We start from the raw sequence: 16,577 nt of genomic DNA, 5'->3' as shown, positions 1-16,577 counted from the left end.
CCCATTATCTAAACCCTCTAAAACCTGACCAATTCCCTGTTGGCATCGCACTTCTTATTGCCGGAATAAATGTGTTATTCCACATATCATAGACTTGTTCACCGAGCCACCATGATCCAGATATAAGCGCTCCGGCAGCAGCTCCAAAGGGACCACCATACACTGCTCCAACTCCTATTGAAGCACCGATCGTAACTCCAGCACCTGTTGCCCTGTAAGCAAAGCGTTGCGTTGTTATTTGGCCACTTCTCATCGAATAATAATCAAATGGGACGCTCGCTATAGTACCTGCCGTACCAAGTCTACCTAGTCCAACCCTTAAAAACCCTAATCGTGAAGATATTGATAAAGCCCTGCTAAATGCTAAAAAACGTGCGCCTGTCCATTGATTTCCACCCCAACCTATTCTATACCATTTACCATTTAACCCACGCCAATGCGAACCAGAAACACCAGTTACTAAAGAAGATTGACTAATAGCTCCTACTGCACCTGCCCCATACCCAGCAAGGTTGCCCCCAGTTCTAGCTGCTTCTACAAGAGCATTATAACACTTACATTTTTCTCGATAAGTTTTCGGGTCTGTTAAGTCATGAAGAGCGTGATTAGCCCCAGCAACAATCGCGCTAGAAGCAAAACCTTCCAAAAAAGAACCACCACTCAACCCTGATATGCTACCTCCAAATAAAGAAGATGCTCCAATCATATGAGCTTTATTCGCCTTGGCGCCTGACAAGGTAGATCCCATAATACTGCCGCCGAACCCAGCTGTAAATCCTCCAAGTGATGGATCATTTCCAAATGCTGCTCCCACACCTTGTTGAGTTACCCCATGTGTAAATGCCCTACCAATTTCTTTGGACCAATCAAAACCATTTCCAACTTTTTTAGCGGCCTCACCAAATACGCCTGTACCTCCAAGAGCTTTACCGACACCTCCTGCAACTGCCCCACTAACAGCACCCATGCCAATTGAGTTGCCAAAAGCACCCCAATCCCAGTTACCGCTAAATGCTGCTTGAGCAGAATATGAGACGGCACCTGTTCCTGCTCCTATTACAGCGCCTGAAAAAATTCCAGCTAGCAATTTGCTACCAAAAATAGCTGTGATTCCAAAAATCTCCCCATTCGGATCCGTACCAAAATGTGGCACATTCCCCATTCCTGTATATGGCGAACTAAACTGTCCTGCCGGATCTACTGCAAAGAAACGTCCCAATACCGGATCGTAGTTTCTACTTAAAAAATCATAGTACCCCGTTAAGCTGTCGTAGCTCGCATAGCTGCTTTGGTAAAGCAGTCCCGGATCAATGTATCCCGAGTTTCGCCAGCTGTTACTTGTTGGCAATCCAAACGGATAGAAATCATTTACCTGAGATACTTTGAAACTTCTTGTAGCACTGCTATGCGTAATCTTCAGGTCATCAAAGAAGACGTCTTTATCTTCATTGGTTTCGTTTACCAAATACACAAATAAGTATCCCGGTTCATTGAAGGTCAACGTTCCGGATTCATATTTGGCAAACTTGTCCAGACTGGCGCTGGTCACCGCCTGATAGCCCGTACCCTCTTCTTTAAACGTGTAGCTCGCATCAAAAAAGATGTATTGTACGTAGGCACGCGGTTCGTTGCTGTTCGCATCTTCGTTGGCAAACAAGAAGCTGCTAGGCGAAGCCAAGGCATTGGTCAAGGCGGATGCATTGTTTTCCAGTCCTGTACCTGCACTTGCACCTCCAAAAGCGGTGGCTATTGCAGATGAAATGCTACCTACAGCTGTGTTGGTGGTAAAGGCATTGTTGTATTTGGCCCATATTTCAATAGCTACTTCATCACCATTTGCAATCGTTAAGACTTTCGCCGGACCTACTTCCCTACCGGCAATGGTACCATTTAATGCCACACTTCCTTCACCTAGCGGAGTATGATTTTCGGCTGTGCTTCGTATATCATCGTTCGGGAATTGGAAATAAGTTTTCTCGTAATCTATACGAGAAGGTTCCATTGTTGCTATATACACATTACGATCCGGTAGATCTCCAAATGCTACCCGGTTGTTGCCTTGATGGTCGGTATAGAAATACTCGTGATGGTATTCTCCATTTTGTTTATATGCACGTCCTTCATCTGTAAACACTTGATTGATTGCATCATCCAGGTATTCAACTGCTCCAATGTAATCCACCTTTGCAATGGAATTATCGTCAGCGTCCAGCACTTCCTTCGCTAAACGATTACGTGCCGCATCGTAGGTATACGAAACCTTTGTACCATCCATAAACTGAATTGATTCTACTAATTGCAGGTGGTTGTAAGTAATCTTTTCTATTTCCTTGTTGAAATCCTCAACCATGTTCCCCATCGCATCATACTGATACTCAGTAACAATACCTCCTGATTCCATGCGGTTGTCAAAACCAACAGCGTTGTCCGGACTGGTACTGCTATCGTCTACACTCTTCAGTTTGTTGGAGTGATCTTCGTATACATAGCTCAATTGATCTACCTGATCTCCGTCTGAAGTTCTGTTCAACGATTGAATGTTGCCATTATCATCATAGCTACCTACAGACATGGAATAGGCATTTGCATTGGCTGCATCGTTTAACGAAGCCCCCGTCCCATAAACGGTAGACTTCAGTCGATTTTGCTTGTCATAAACAAAACCAATCCCCGTTTTATCGAAATCACTTGTTCCGGCTGGGTTGTTATTTGCATTCCAAACCATGGCGTTTACCATCCCATCAAAACGCGCAGTGGTGTTGGTGTTGTTAATGCTTTGCGGCGTTTCGTAATAGTATTCCATCCCAAACAAGTCATCCTCTCCATCGCTCAGGTCTGCATCATTGATGCGTGTCAATGCACCACGGATGTCATATCGGTAATCAATGGATTGCAAGAACGCCGTACTGCCTTCCTCCTGATGTACGTTTTTTTCCACCAGCTCTCCCAGGATGTTGTAGTTGTAAGATGCCACCAAAATACGCGGATCATCGTCGATTGTCTGATACGTTTCCAGCAACTCACCATTGTGGGCATACACGTATTCACTCAGAATGGTTACCTCTTCATTGATTACACCCAAATCATCTTTGCTGTGGTGTTCCAACACCATTTGTTGTAACTCTCCTTTCCAATCTTGCTCATTGCTCAGTCGATCCGTTCCGCCTTTGTGGTTTTCGGTTATGGTCTGGACCACTCTCCCTCTCTCATCATAATACACTACGGTATTTAACTAGGTATTCGTACCCAAAATTTTCACTTTGCTACCGGTAGATCCTCCAATAATCGCAGTGTATGGCATGTCGGCGGCTACTTCGTCAAATTCAGGACCGGCTACCGCTCCACTTGCAAACGTGATGGTAACGCCCGGACGTTTTGCATACTTTCCATTATGTTCGTAATCACCTGTTGGTGGATCTTCCCCTGGCAATGTCTGTCGATTGTCCTCAATCAATAAATCTTCTGTAAGCAGGGTATATCCTTCAGGTCCCCAGCCAAAGTGATCAAAGCCTGTCGGGTTTGTTAGACCAAAATCGTGTCCTTCAGCATCCCATCCTGCAACGTTAAGGAAATCATAGTTGTCAAAATAGTTGACCGTGTAGATGATCATTTGGTCAGCTCCTGCATAATCCGAGGATTTCGGGAAGGCTGTATCGTTTGAATATCCTTCCGCATTGATGCCATCCCAAACTTCGAATCGAAGGTTGTCGGTCTGAATCGCACCAACAAAATCACTAAGCGTCTCTCTATTCCTATCGTCCAAAATCTCCCCTGACATGATCTCACGGTTCAGTGCATCGTATTTGTAGTACGTCCAGTAGTTGTCGCAATTCTCCCCATCATTGTCACAATTTTTTACTTGCGCAGCATGACGTGTTAGCACCAGCCTGTTCCAGTGGTCATACACGTATTCTACCCATCCTGCTCCCGGCGCACGTTCCTGAATGACACGCCCTTTGTCATCATAAACATACTGGAAGGCAAGCTCATCGACTTGTGCCTGTGTAGGTGCTGCAATCTCCGCAAGTCTTGGCGGAATCATAAATACCACACGTCCAAAATCATCGTAAACGTTGTACGACCCTACCCACTTGTTTTGATCTTCGTCAAACACCTGTGAGGTAATGGCAAGTCCGCGGGTATCTGTTAGCGATCGTGACTGTCGCCCCTCGACATCTGTAACTAAAGAAATGGATAACTCTTTCGCTCCGTAGGTTTCAATGTTGCTATTGTTTACATAATGTCTTGGAAGGCCATTGTGTACTTCCCACTTTATTACCGGCGCATGGATACTTGAAGCGTTTCCTGTAAACTGTGAGGGATTGAATACATCGTAATAGTAACTGGTCTTTTTATCCCCGGAATGCCATGCTACACCCGGTGCAATGACGGATTTAACTCTACCACGTGCATCCCACTCCGTTTTGGAGTATGGTTTGGTATCATGTCCAATATCTGCATGAGCAGATGTAGCAGGATCATAAAAGCTTAGCTGCTCTGTTTTAGCGGTACCTGGTTCAAGGTATTCACCCGGAACCGGCTTTACTTCCATATAAGGTAGGTAAGAATATTCTTCCCTTCCCTCATCGTCGTATTCACTGAACTGAATTACATCTTCATAGTTCGAACCCGCCTGGACCGCAATGCTCACACTCGGTCTACCCAATCCATCAGAGTAGGCATAAGAAGTAGCTTTATCATCCGTGTTTAGAATCGAAAGCTCATATTCGGAGCTCACAGGAACCAATGGAACTTCGGTTCTCACAAAGTTTTGATCCATCGATGGAGGGATGTTACAGTTGGTGTAGAAACTGAATGAAACCTGGTTGGTCTCATAGTCCGTAGTGGTACACGGCTGATCGTATCTTACGAAATAGCTATATCCTTCCTGCACATTGATGGACTTTGTATCAGAAATCTGTCCAAAATCAATTTCGCTTGCCCCCTTTACTCCAATCAAATGGGTACCATCTGTATTTACTCCTGCCGCCGGAGCATAGGTAAACTCCAGGTATTCTTCCGGGCAAATCGTTTCACCAGTTGCTGAAAGTGTACCAATATCTGTTATCACATTGTATGCCGTCAATGTAATCGGATCAGAATCAAACCATTCGCCACCATTTGAGCGAACTTGCCGTCTGATCTGAGTATCAGAATTCAATGGTTGAGACGTTGCGTAGTTTTGGAAACCTGCACCTGTTACTAAGGGTATCCAGGTAGTCCCATTAAAGAATTGCCAACGGTATTCGTAGGCTCCAGTGCCTCCACTTGCCGGCGTACCGTCTATTTGTCCCGGCACATCACCCGCACAAACGATACCCACAAAGGAAATTGATCCCGGTTTTACTATCGGATCAACGGTGATTGGCGCTGAATACTCAGACTCTGCAACTGCACCATATGCTTTAACTCGATAATAATATCTAGAGCCGTCCACTAATCCAGAAATGAATTTATCATCATGTGCTGCTCCATTGAGCGTGTATTAAGCCAGTACAACTGAAAAATCTGCAACATTCGATAGTTGAAGGGTATAAGCCGTAGCGCCCAAAATAGGTTGCCAGTTCGCCGTAAAAGACGTTTCTGATAAATTCGTTTCTTCCAAAACTACTGGTACTTGCATCGCAGAATTTGCAGTGATCTGCTGAGAAAATAGCGAAGAAATATCCTCACCTACCGCTTGAACTTTGTAGTAATATTGAGTTCCTGTAAACAATCCAATTACATCTTCTGAATTGCTTGTTACTGATTTAGGCCCATAACCATCTATCACATTTCCAGCACCGTAATCATTAGATACGCTTGTCACCCATAAGTTATAAGATTGCGCACCGGGCACAGCATCCCAATTTGCGGTAAAGCCATCCGCTACTGGATTACTTGCAGCTGTGGCAGTAGGAATGTCTATGATAGTCGTTACTGTTCTTGGGGCCGAATACGCTGAAGTCTCTGAAGTACCTACTGCCTTGATGCGGAACGAGTATGATTTCCCTATTTCAAGACCGGTTAAATTTATGCTGTTACTTGCTACCGATAGATCATCATATCCGGCCAGCAAGTTTGCAGATGAAAAATCATCAACAACTTTGCTCACCTGAAGTAAGTATGAATCTGCATCCGGATGTGCATCCCAATTCAGCGTTAATCCCGTCGTTGATTGATTGGATGCTGATGCTGTAGCCGGTGGATCAATGGTGGTGTGGGCTGTGATCTCATCTAATGAATATCCTGAAGCAATATCCGGACCTCTTGATTTAACTTTATAATAAAAGGTTTTACCCGAAGGAAGGCCCGTAACGTTTGCACTTGTATTGGTATAAGAAGCGCCATCGTATCCTGCTACCAAATTTGCAGCACTGTAATCACCACTTACGGTGGTTATGTATAACAAATATGTCTCAGCACCGGTAACAGCGCTCCAATTTGCAGTAAATCCATCAGATGTATTGGCAGTTTCTTCTGCAACTATAGTCTTAGAAATGTAGGTATTCGCTGTTATGCTTGATGAAAACCCGTTGGACTGGTAGTGAGAGCCAACAGACTTCACCTTGTAATAGTATTTTTTTCCCCTTGTAAGGCCTGTCAATTCATGTGAGGTTCCTGTCACTGAATAGCCGTCATAATTCGTTAAATGTGTAGAAAAATCATCTTCCTCAGAAACATACAACAGATAAGAAACGGCTCCGGTAACTGATTGCCAATTAGCTGTAAATTTTTGGTTTCCTTTATTGCTTTCTTCCAGTGCAGTCGGCGCAGAGATGGTTGTGTTCGCAGTAATATTGCCTGAGTTAGATGAGGTAATGTCTGCTCCTACTGCTCTCACTCGGTAATAGTAACGTTTTCCCGGAGTTAGTCCTGATACGGTACGGCTCGTGTTTGAAACCGATTTATTATTATAACCGGATACCATGCTGGTGAAACTGTTATTCGTGGCCACATCCAACCTGTACGAAACTGCACCAGATACTCCATTCCATCGCGCTTTAAAGGACGTATTCGTTCGTGTATTCTCCTGAAGCGCTGTTGGAGCGTTGATAAGCGTATTTGCTGTTATGGTATTTGAATTTCCAGAGACCGTACCACCGGAATCTTTGGCTCTTACCCGGTAGTAATAATTTTTTCCGGGAGTCAAGTTCAACACTGAATATACTGTTGGTGGGGGGTCTCCATCAGGGCCTTGTATGCCACCGCCGCCGGCATTGGTACCTGCAATCTCCACATTATTGTAGGCACTAAGAATGTTGCTGAAATTACTATCTTCTGCAACGTCCAGGTAGTAGTATGTAGCACCGGTTACTGCATTCCAATTGGCATTGAAGCTCAACGTAGTCTTCGAAGACTCCTCTGTAGCCACAGGAACAGATGAACTTCCACCGCCACCATTGTTTCCGCCACCATCGTCACCACCTCCACCTATAGGATCGATTGGATCGATACAATCACCATTTGCATCAGTCACACATCCATCATCATCCGGTGGACAAAGGGCACACTGTGCGGATGCCTGATAGCATCCCAAAACAAAGAAAAATGTAAGTATAGTGGTGAACTTAGAAATATTCATTCGGCTAGTCGGTCTTAGTTAGATGGTGATTTTTTAAGCAAGTATTGGTGGAAGAGTGCATTCGAATTAGGATCAGCAACAACTGTTAGCTTAACTTCCGTAGCATTTACGAACTCCATTGGGTATTCAAGGTTGGCTCCTTGATTGAAAGTAAGTTTTAGCTGGTTAGACTCTATCACCCATCGTCCATCATAGTACTGAGCACCATTGGTTCCCATTAGAAAGGTTGAATCCGGATTAAAAATGAATCGCTGATCTAACAGTTGCGTCTGTAGCTGACTCTGGCCTTCTTCGCTCAATGTATCATATTGAACCATGCGGCCACTTGTTACAAGATCCAATGTTTCGTCAAAATCAATGGTCCAGGTACCATGTAGATTCGAAGACTGGGCAAAACACATATTGCCAGAAAGTAATGCCGTAAGCAATACTGCGGTGAGTGTAAGTTGTTTCATAAGTAAAAGTTGGTGACTACAACATGCAATATTATCAGGTGATAATCAGAGAAAAAAGAATGTTACCAAAATTTAATTTTGGTTAACTCATTTAGCTATTAATCACTTAAATATTACTAAAAACCAATACGTCGGGCAGGATGATTCCACGAAAATATGAATTTGGAATCAAATTCCAATTATCAGATGATAATTATTAACCCTTTCTGGGGATAAATAAATGGAAACCATACAGCATAATTAACACGCTCAATATTTTTAGACTAATCTAAATTTTTGTTTTGCTTAAACTAATTTATAGTTTTGCATAGTCACAAGGATTAGATTCGTGAGAGCACTATTTGCAAGTCTTATTTTACTATCCCTCCAGCTTAACGCGCAGGAGTCCCTAAAGGGAATCGTGTATGTAGATGGTGAGGCATTTCCTGGTGCTACTGTGCAGTTATTGGATACAGAATTTGGCACCATAACAGCCCCTGATGGCTCATTCTTGTTAAAGGGCATTTCGGCAGGTACTTACACCCTTGAAGTACGGTCTGTAGGTTTTAAGGTATTAAGACAAGAAATACAGGTTCCATCCAATAGCTCATTGGATTTTTCGCTAGAGGAAAGCACGCTTACGATGGACGAAGTGGTTGTCACAGGGACCATGTCCCCTACTTTCGTCTCTCAATCTCCAGTGAAGGTTGAGGTAGTAACCGCAAAGCATTTAAACACCTACATCCCAGCTGCCTCCACAAGTGTTGTCGAAGGCATCTCCTTAGTTAACGGTGTACAGGAAGTTGTTGCATGTGGCGTTTGTTTCACCAATAGCATCTCCATCAACGGCTTACCTGGTCCATATACCGCCATTTTGATGGACGGATCACCGATTTATGGCAACCTGGCTTCAGTTTATGGGTTGAATGGCATCCCAAGCATGATCATCGATCGCTTCGAGGTAATCAAAGGACCTAGTTCTACACTTTACGGTTCTGAGGCTGTCGCAGGGGTGATCAATATTATAACTAAAGATCCTGCTCAACAGCCGTTATTTTCTGCGGACATCATGGGCACCTCCTTCCTTGAGTCTTTTGGTAATTTCTCTTTAGCTCCGCGGATCGGAAAGAGCACTGGATTCATAGGCGTAAACTATGCTTACAGCAATGCATTTGATGATCGTAATGAGGATGGTTTTGGTGACAATATCAACCTGGATCGAATATCCTTATTTTCCAAATGGAACATCTATAGAAACTCCGGAAAGAAGTTTACGCTTTCAGGTAAGTACTTTTATGAAGATCGAAGAAACGGAGTAGAAGAATTTCTTACCAATCGAAATTATCGTGAGTTAAGAGGTAATGAACAGGTTTATGGTGAAAGTATTTTTACAAATCGTTTCGAACTATTTGGCACTTATGAATTTGATTTTTCTGAGAATATACGAGTTGATTATTCATTTAGCACCCATGATCAAGACAGCTATTATGGAGCAGATTATTATCGAGCTTCACAGGATATCATTTTTACCAACCTCGTTTGGAACAAAGTAGTAAACAAGCATAGTCTAACCACAGGTATTACTTCTCGCTATCAATCGTATGATGACAACACGGTGGCTACAGAACAAAACGGAGAAAATGTGCCTGATAATCAATACACACCCGGAATATTCATTCAAGATGAATGGAAGGTCTCGGATCGATTCACCACATTGGGAGGCTTAAGGCTGGATCATTATGAAAATCATGGGTTGATTCCTGCTCCTAGACTAAGTCTCAAATACAAACCTTCTGAATGGACCACATTGCGATCCAATTTCGGCACAGGATTCCGAATAGTCAACCTTTTCACAGAAGACCATGCATTTGTCACCGGTCAGCGTGAAGTAATCATTGAGGAATCATTGAAGCCAGAGGAATCCTATAATTTCTCGCTAAACCTTAATCATATCTACACGATTGGGCAAAGTCAGGGAATGTTGGATGTCGACGTATTCTACACCTACTTCACGAATAAGATCACTCCTGATTATGAGAACGAAGGTCAGATCAGATATGCCAATACCAACGGGTTTGCAGTAAGTAAAGGAATAGGTTTTAATCTCCAGCAAGAGATGGTTTTTCCACTTGCATTCAACCTTGGCTTCAACTTACAAGATGTATCTGAAACTGAAGACGGGGTAAAGCGAGACATTGAATTTGCTCCAAAGTGGACTGGAGTGATCACGGCTAATTATCAGATAAAGCAATGGAAAACAACCATAGGCTACACTGCTCAAATTACTGGTCCAATGGCTCTCCCTGAAGTCTTCGATCTTGATGTAAATGGAGATCCCTTACCCAATTCAAGACCAACCTCTTCGGATGCTTTTGCCATTCACAACCTGCAAGTAGCAAAGGATCTGCAAAAAGGTTGGTCCATTTACGGAGGCACGCAAAACATCTTTGACTTTGTACAACCATGGTCTCCGCTTACAGGTGCAAACGATCCTAATTCCAGCACAGGCTTTAGCTCCAGCTTTGATACCGCCTATGCCTATGCACCCATCGTGGGACGGAAGATTTATTTAGGTATTAGCTGGCAATTGAAATAATCAAAAGCAGTTTTTATCCATTTTTTGATAGGTGTTTTTCAATTCATCTTGTACAACTACAGCAAGACCGTCCGTGGTAGCTACATCCAAATCATCAGAAATTTTGATGGATTGATAACTCCACCCTTTAGGTAGATCTAGCCTATCTCCAAGGGTTTCAAGGTCATCCAACCCCAGATCCTTATCTACTATCTGACTATACGACTGCATGATGTAGCAATCACCTTCTGACGACTTAAGAATCTGAACAGTCCTTCCTGCTTCAAAGTGAAAGATGGTGCTTCTTTTTACCTCTACTCGTTCATAAGCCTTTTTGCGACGGAGCGGCATGCTAAGCGACGCTACTTTGGTCATTTCTAGTCCAGCTAGATTGGCTGCACAAAATTCGAGTGACTCACCCCCTAGTTTTGTAGCTCTATCCATCAACATATACCTTGGACCATTAGCAATCGCTTTGAATACATCATTAGAATCTGCGAGTTTGTCCAGATCAATGGCGTCCCAAGTCTCCTGAGAACAGTTATTGCACCTCATCGTAGAGTACACATCAACCTCCAACTTAACTCCTTTGAAATCTGCCAGAAGAATCTCACAGTATCTCATATTATAAAGTGGACCAGTCGTTTCCTTTATCACATCCTCTTCTTTAGGATCCCCACCTTGTATAGAAATTCCCAGTAGCACTATGCTAATTATTTCTTGCATCATCATAACTTTTTCATAAAAGAACGGGCTATAGCGTGTCACAAGAACAGAATTGATGCGGAAACAGCTATTTTCCAAATTCAGGCTGACAATTCAACACTCAATTTTTTGGAATAAACGAAAAAAGACGATCCAAAAGACCGCCTTTTCAAACATTAAATAGTCAAACGTATCTTATTCTCGAACAACCGTAAATTCTAAGCTATCCACCGCAAATGCTGTGAATATGCCTAGTCCATTGTTAATATTTGATGGTGGTTCATTTAGGTCTCTCGAATCTTGAGTTGCACTATTGAAGAGCTCTACATACTCTTCATTTACACTGTAGACCTTGGCTACATGTCTACCATATGTTTCTAAAGCGATACCGATAATATTAAATGACGTTTCTTCTGAAGGTGCCGAGATAAACCTGAAGGATGAAAGTAAATTCTTACTTTCCTCTGGCACCCCTTCGGGAATGATCGGGTCCAGTTCCTCTTCTTGAGTTTCAATTACCACGAAATATGATCTACCCGGGACTCCATCCCACGTAAAAGTTGAGACCTCATTTTCAAACAAGTCAGCTATTTGTTGCCTCAAAGCAAAACTGAGTGTCAGCGTTGGAATTACTAGTTCTGTTCGGCTTAAGTTCAAATCAATTGGCTTTTCAGGAACGATCGTACTTGCAGTGGCAACGGTTCCCTGATACTCAATTTCTATTTCATAAGTAGCTCCCACTTGTATACTGGCACCACTTTGATCAGCATACTTAAATGCAAGGGAATTATAGTCCAAGAGAATCACCTCATTGTTGGCTATTATCCTAACATCTGCATCACTGATTGGAATGTCTACCAACGTATCATCCAATCCGATCGTCTCTTTCACCATAATATCATTAATTGGGAAGTCTGCGGTAATAAATCCCTCTACGACAAACTGATCAGCATTGGGTCTCTCCAATTCTTCGCATCCCATCAAAAAGATCACTAGTGTTATTGTTAGCAAATTTTTCATGTTGTCAAAAGTTTACAGAGAACAATAAGTTTGGTGTAAATCCGAGGTAAGTAATCTCATTGATTAATGGTGGTGACTGTCCAAAGTCATATTCTGTGTACCAAATGTTGCGTCTACCAAGCAGGTTGAATAAGGACAGCCCCAATCTGGCATCTGCTTTTTTAATTTTGAAATCGCAATTAGCTGAAAGATCTAAACGAACATATGCTGGATTGAACGAAGAGTTTCGTGCTCCTAAACCTACGTATTCAAGGGTCCGACCATCTAGCAATTCAACATCGTAACGATTTGAAGGCTGAGAAAATGGCTTACCTGAACCATAAATAAAATTGGCAGCAAAATTCCATTGACCTACTTCCAACGAATGGACCATTTTAAATTCATGCTGTTGATAATGTAGCGGTCGATAAGCAAATCCATCATTCAAATCGGGGAATGTATTTTGTATATCACTCAGCGTATAGGAAATCCAACCAGTATACCTGCCTTGAGTTTTCTGAAGAAGTATCTCAACTCCTTTAGCTACGCCATCACCAATTCTAAATAGCTCCTCGACCGAATCATCCACTCCTCTTCTAAATTGTAGTGAGAACTCAGTGATTCCATCTAAATTCTTATGGTATGCTTCGACATCAATCAACCATGTATCCCATTTGTAAGATGCTCCGCCCACAAAATGCTCTGCCCTACCAATGTCAATGATATCTTCGTCTGCCAGTAGCCAAAATTCTCTTGACCCTTCAGATATATTCTGATTCACAATTTGATTCGCAAATTGATAGTGCCTACCGTAGGCTCCTTTTAACTTCAATTTTGAAGTTACATCATAAGAAACGTTGAATCTAGGTTCAAAAAGAACATCATCAGCAAATTCATAATTCGTAAATCGAACGCCGGTTGTAAGGGTTAACTTCTCTATTTTACTTTCATTGGAAGCATACGCAGACCAATACGTTGTTTCTTGCGAACGATCTAATAGCACCACTGTATCGTCCCGAATGTTGTCATATTCAATTTGATTGTTGGTTACTGAAAAGCCAAATTCCAGTTTCGACTTTAAGCTTATCTGATATTCCAGGTCAGCACGAATACTCAGGTCGATTACACTGTTGTCTTCCAGGGTCCTCCGGTCACAATCAAAAATAACAGAGTCAGTCTGTGTGATTATTAGGTTCTCATCCCTTTCATAGTTGCTAAAATATTCTGATCCTGCTACAAGAAAGTTGGTATAAATCTGTGGGTTCCATTGTCTTGACCACTTCGTAGAAGCCCCAATATTGCCCCAATCTGTAAGCTCTTCAAGTGTATAATTGAAGGCGATTTCTTCAGTAACATTGTCAAAAAAGTTCTGAGATTCATCCAAAAAATCTTTTCCGCTGTAGGTACTTAGCGTAATCATGTCCTTGTCTGAAGGCCGATAAGAGAGCTTGGAATTCCAATCAAAAAAATAAAAGTCAGGCTCCGTGCTGATATTGGTAGCATTGGCTAGCTGATTGTTGCTTAAGGACTCCTGATTGGACAAACTACCAATCAAGTCTTTGTAAAGACCGCCTTTTAAGATCTCAGAATATGACCTCCTGCCTGCAATAAACAAGGATACTTTCTTCCCAATCGGCATTTCATAATATCCTCCAGCACTAAGTAAGCTAAGATTAAAGCCTCCTTGCCTTTTCTCAAAACTTCCTGTTTTACCGGTTAGCTCTACTACCCCGGACATTCGACCTCCATATCTTGCAGGGAAAGCTCCGCGAAATAATCGAACGTCCTTAACTGCATTTGAATTGAATGCACTAAAAAATCCAAAGAAGTGATCTACTTTGTACACGGTCATTCCATCAAGGATTGTGAGGTTTTGATCCGGCGTTCCTCCTCTTATGAAAAGTCCGGATGAACTTTCACTGGTGCTACTAACTCCAGGCAACATTTGCAATGACCTAAAGATATCAGGCTCACCTACACTGGGAAGCACTGATATTTGTTTCGTTGAAAGCGTAGTAACACTTGTTCCAGCGGAAGCATCAAAAATTTTATTGGCGTTTGCAGTAACAACTACTTCTTCCAGTTCATTATCAATCGGATCCAGTTCGATAATCAACTCTTGATCATTAATCACTTCTACTTCAACTGTGGTATATCCAACATACCTTATTTCGAGCACTAGCCCATCGGTATTGACGTTTACCAAACTAAAAAATCCGTCTACATTAGAAACTACTCCTGCGGTAGTCCCCTTGATCACAACCGTGGCAAACGGTAAAGGTTCTTTGGTACCTCTTTCAACCACCTTACCTGAAATTGTGCTCTGAGCCTGCACACAAAAACTGAGCAGTAGCCAAAAGAGCAACCCAGTTGATTTCCATATATTTTTTTGATGCGAGTTCATTCAGGACTAAATCATTGTTGGTGCTAATTTTCTAATTTGAATATTTATCTCCGATCCATTTCTTGCAGAAACATGTTATTTAACAATTGAAGCGTCTTAATTTAAAGTGAATCATATTCAATAGTCAGCCCACCGTTTGAAGTGAGTAGCTTTTTCCTTACTTACAATTACAGAGGTGTAGGCTTCAGGCTTCACCAGTAAAATAAGTCTTCCGTTAAAATATGGTTCAATTTCAAAAATGGAGGATCTTGATACTAAAAACTGCCTATTTGCTCGATAAAACTGAACCGGATTTAACTGTTTCTCCAGATCATCTAAAAAGAACTCAATCAGATACTCTTGTCCATCTTTCATTCTAAGAAAGACGGCTCGTTCCTTTATGTAGAGGTAAGCGACATCTGCTACATTAATCATCTTCATCTTGTGCCGATAAGAAACGAGAAAACTCGAACGATACTCAGAAGGCCTTAGCTCTTTGGCAACTTCCTGTATTCGATGAATTATTGATGATTCATTGTCAGATAATTTCTGCTTCAAATACTGTTTTACCGCAGTTTCTAAATCATTTGGATCTATGGGTTTAAGTAGGTAATCAACACTATTTACTTTAAATGCCTTTAATGCAAACTCATCATAGGCTGTCGTAAAAATTACTGGGCAAGGGACATCTATTTGATTGAAAATCTCAAAACTAGAGCCATCAGTCAATCGAATATCAAGAAAAATAAGATCTACATTCGGAGAAGAACCTAGCCATTCTACTGACTCAGAGATGCTTTTACAGATAGCTATAATCTCGAAGGAAAATTCATCTAATCGAGACAATTCTTTCTTGAGACGACTTACCGCTGAATCCTCATCTTCTACAATCGCTATTTTTATCAATTCAGTCATCAACCATTTTTTAAGGGTAATCTTACCACATACATATTGTTCTCCACACCATAGTTTATTGGACGAAGCAAAGCGGTAAACCTTTGTTGCAAATTTCTTAACCCAACCTTCTCACTATGCTCTGGATAGGATTTGATATTCACTTTATTCGAAACTATGAGATGATCCTCTTCTAGCTTGATGCCAATTGCCAAAGGCTTTTCAACAGTGGCCTCATTATGCTTCACCGCATTTTCTACAAGAAGTTGCAGACTAAGCGGAGGAATTAAACTGTCCAATTTGTCTTCATCTATTACTATAGATAAGTCAATCGAATCGTTGAAGCGTATCTTCAAAAGTCTCCAGTAATCATCCAAAAATTGAAGCTCATCTCTTAGTTGAATAAAATCCAACTTTGAACTTTGAAGAACACTCCGATATAGGTTTGAAAAGTTGCGTATATACCCACTTGCGGCCTTACTATCTTCTTCTACTAAGTCGAGTAATGTATTCAGACTGTTGAATAAAAAATGAGGATTTATTTGCTGCTTGAGTGTTTCTATTTGAAATTTTAAGTTGTCTGCCTGTAAGGACAAATTATGCATTTTGAGTTGAGCGTGCATTTTTTGAGCTCTGAACACTCTTAGTGTAACATTGAAAATTACTGTAGCTAATGATATTCGAAACATTACCAACCAAGAAGGTAGATTGGGATCTACGGCTCTAAAAGAATGAATTAAACCAATAGCTGCAATTAGCATTGCATTGGCTACAATGAGTGAAGCATTGAGACCTATCCACCTTTTTAATAGGTAGTCTTTATTTAAAAGCCAGCGATTGTAGAACCAAATTCCAAGCAGAAACATGGAAGAAGTGACATAGCTAGCAAGAATGTAAACTCTTTTATGTCCAGTCATATCTACCGGGCTATTGATGTAACTAAGAGCAGGCACAAACAAGGCTAGAACAAATGGCAGGTATTTCTCAGCGCGAGACATACACGAACGTACCAATAAAATCCAA

The 16,577-nt window shown here is 41.7% G+C and carries 10 protein-coding genes; 1 reads left to right on the top strand and 9 read right to left on the bottom strand.

Features of this window, described 5'->3' with window-relative positions; translation table 11 throughout:
* Positions 1-4 precede the first annotated feature (4 nt).
* From ACY650_RS17170 to ACY650_RS17155, 4 genes are read right to left on the bottom strand one after another with little or no spacing between them, the layout of a single operon-like run.
* Positions 5-3,220, bottom strand: a complete 3,216-nt coding sequence (locus tag ACY650_RS17170) for an RHS repeat protein (RefSeq protein WP_462249329.1) — start codon at positions 3,218-3,220, stop codon at positions 5-7.
* A gap of 12 nt (positions 3,221-3,232) precedes the next feature.
* Entirely contained in the window at positions 3,233-5,437 is a 2,205-nt protein-coding gene (locus tag ACY650_RS17165; RefSeq protein WP_462249327.1) for a DUF6443 domain-containing protein, read from the bottom strand.
* Positions 5,438-5,485: 48 nt separating this feature from the next.
* On the bottom strand, positions 5,486-7,564 hold the full coding sequence (locus ACY650_RS17160) for a fibronectin type III domain-containing protein (RefSeq protein WP_462249325.1): 2,079 nt from the start codon (positions 7,562-7,564) through the stop codon (positions 5,486-5,488).
* A gap of 14 nt (positions 7,565-7,578) precedes the next feature.
* Positions 7,579-8,019 carry a hypothetical protein gene (locus ACY650_RS17155; protein WP_462249323.1) on the bottom strand — a complete coding sequence of 147 codons (441 nt, stop codon included), beginning with the start codon at positions 8,017-8,019 and terminating at the stop codon, positions 7,579-7,581.
* Between the two features lie 328 nt (positions 8,020-8,347).
* Here ACY650_RS17155 and ACY650_RS17150 point away from each other — a divergent pair, with 328 nt between their 5' ends.
* Positions 8,348-10,594, top strand: coding sequence for a TonB-dependent receptor (locus ACY650_RS17150; protein ID WP_462249321.1), 2,247 nt, complete (start codon positions 8,348-8,350; stop codon positions 10,592-10,594).
* Here the strand turns inward: ACY650_RS17150 and ACY650_RS17145 are convergent, their stop codons facing one another.
* The 5 genes from ACY650_RS17145 to ACY650_RS17125 form a co-directional block, all read right to left on the bottom strand.
* A complete protein-coding gene (locus tag ACY650_RS17145; RefSeq protein ID WP_462249319.1) occupies positions 10,595-11,341 on the bottom strand; it encodes a hypothetical protein in 747 nt (248 codons plus the stop codon).
* A gap of 132 nt (positions 11,342-11,473) precedes the next feature.
* A complete protein-coding gene (locus ACY650_RS17140; RefSeq protein ID WP_462249317.1) occupies positions 11,474-12,298 on the bottom strand; it encodes a DUF4249 family protein in 825 nt (274 codons plus the stop codon).
* Between the two features lie 4 nt (positions 12,299-12,302).
* Positions 12,303-14,681 carry a TonB-dependent receptor gene (locus tag ACY650_RS17135; protein ID WP_462249315.1) on the bottom strand — a complete coding sequence of 793 codons (2,379 nt, stop codon included), beginning with the start codon at positions 14,679-14,681 and terminating at the stop codon, positions 12,303-12,305.
* Between the two features lie 117 nt (positions 14,682-14,798).
* The gene (locus ACY650_RS17130; RefSeq protein ID WP_462249313.1) at positions 14,799-15,575 is read right to left on the bottom strand and encodes a LytR/AlgR family response regulator transcription factor; all 777 of its coding nucleotides are present in this window, start codon (positions 15,573-15,575) and stop codon (positions 14,799-14,801) included.
* On the bottom strand, positions 15,575-16,552 hold the full coding sequence (locus ACY650_RS17125; protein ID WP_462249311.1) for a sensor histidine kinase: 978 nt from the start codon (positions 16,550-16,552) through the stop codon (positions 15,575-15,577). The genes ACY650_RS17130 and ACY650_RS17125 overlap by 1 nt, the downstream gene beginning before the upstream one ends.
* Positions 16,553-16,577 lie beyond the last annotated feature (25 nt).

Source organism: Ekhidna sp., from assembly GCF_963691765.1.
Classification (GTDB): domain Bacteria; phylum Bacteroidota; class Bacteroidia; order Cytophagales; family Cyclobacteriaceae; genus Ekhidna.
This window is presented reverse-complemented; position numbering and strand designations above follow the sequence as displayed.

Coding starts and splice junctions, on each gene's coding strand:
- ACY650_RS17130 (WP_462249313.1), bottom strand. CDS start 15,575: ATGACTGAATTGATAAAAATAGCGATTGTAGAAGATGAGGATTCAGCG.
- ACY650_RS17125 (WP_462249311.1), bottom strand. CDS start 16,552: ATGTCTCGCGCTGAGAAATACCTGCCATTTGTTCTAGCCTTGTTTGTG.
- ACY650_RS17140 (WP_462249317.1), bottom strand. CDS start 12,298: ATGAAAAATTTGCTAACAATAACACTAGTGATCTTTTTGATGGGATGC.
- ACY650_RS17155 (WP_462249323.1), bottom strand. CDS start 8,019: ATGAAACAACTTACACTCACCGCAGTATTGCTTACGGCATTACTTTCT.
- ACY650_RS17135 (WP_462249315.1), bottom strand. CDS start 14,681: ATGAACTCGCATCAAAAAAATATATGGAAATCAACTGGGTTGCTCTTT.
- ACY650_RS17160 (WP_462249325.1), bottom strand. CDS start 7,564: ATGAATATTTCTAAGTTCACCACTATACTTACATTTTTCTTTGTTTTG.